At 61.0% G+C, this 1,056-nt stretch carries 2 pseudogenes; one reads left to right on the forward strand and one right to left on the reverse strand.

Annotation, left to right across the window (positions count from 1 at the left end):
• Nucleotides 1-534 (forward strand): annotated as a pseudogene (locus XpopCFBP1817_RS20840) (integrase core domain-containing protein); the annotation flags it as partial.
• Nucleotides 535-576: 42 nt separating this feature from the next.
• Here XpopCFBP1817_RS20840 and XpopCFBP1817_RS20845 read toward each other — a convergent pair.
• Nucleotides 577-976 (reverse strand): annotated as a pseudogene (locus tag XpopCFBP1817_RS20845) (pectate lyase family protein); the annotation flags it as partial.
• Between the last annotated feature and the right edge of the window lie 80 nt (nucleotides 977-1,056).

Raw genomic sequence — 1,056 nt, forward strand, 5'->3', positions numbered from 1 at the left:
CCGGTGGGCGAGCGTCAGCAGCTGTTGCGGCCGGCGCAGGCCAACCAGGTGTGGTCGATGGACTTTTTGTTCGACCGCACCGCCGACGGTCGGGTGATCAAGTGTCTGGTCATCGTGGACGACGCCACGCACGAATCGGTCACCATCGACGTGGAGCGCGCGATCTCCGGGCACGGGGTGACGCGCGTGCTGGATCGGTTGGCACGCAGTCGCGGTTTGCCGCAAGTGATCCGTCCTGACAACGGCAAGGAGGTGTGCGGCAAGGCGACGGTCGCCTGGGCGCATGCCCGTGGTGTGCAGCTACGGCTGATCCAGTCGGGCAAACCGAACCAGAACGCCTACGTCGAATCGTTCAACGGCCGACTACGCGACGCATGCCTCAACGAGCACTGGTTCCCAACGCTGCTGCATGCACGCACCGAGATCGAACGCTGGCGACGCGAAGACAACGAGGAACGACCCAAAAAAGCAATCGGCGGCATGACGCCGGCTGCTTATGCCAAACATCTGGCCAACATCGATATCATTCCCCCCCCGGACTCTAAACCCGGCCGCTACTCAGGGCGGGGGACGTCGGGTGTAGCCCAGCGGCTCCGGGAAGACTTTAGTGGTGATCCAGTTGGTGGCATTGGCGTAGGTTTCTGCCGTCCGGCGTGCCCCCCGGTGATGCCGCTGCCGACGTAGTTGTTGATCAGGTCCCAATAGCCGATCTGGCTACTGTCGCGTGAGGTTACCGGGTTCTTGTGTTCTGAAAGTAGGTGGATTTGATCGTTGCCACGCCGCCCATGCGCACGTTGATGCCCTAGGTGGTGACCTCGTTGAAGTAGTTGTTGTTGTAGACGTGGCTCAGGCCGCGCCGCTGCAACGGCACGCGCGATTCGACGTTCTCGGAGCGGTTGTGATGATAGGTGGTGCGCGCCGCCGAGTTCTTGGTGTCGCTGTCGCTGAATCCATTGAGCGCGACCTTTTGATAGTTAGGAGCCTCTAAAAACCCCATCAATCTGCCATCATTGACTTGACGCCCTGCCAGCGGAGAACGACAGACATGATCAGCTT

It is taken from the genome of Xanthomonas populi, assembly GCF_002940065.1.
In the GTDB taxonomy this organism is placed as follows: Bacteria; Pseudomonadota; Gammaproteobacteria; order Xanthomonadales; family Xanthomonadaceae; genus Xanthomonas; species Xanthomonas populi.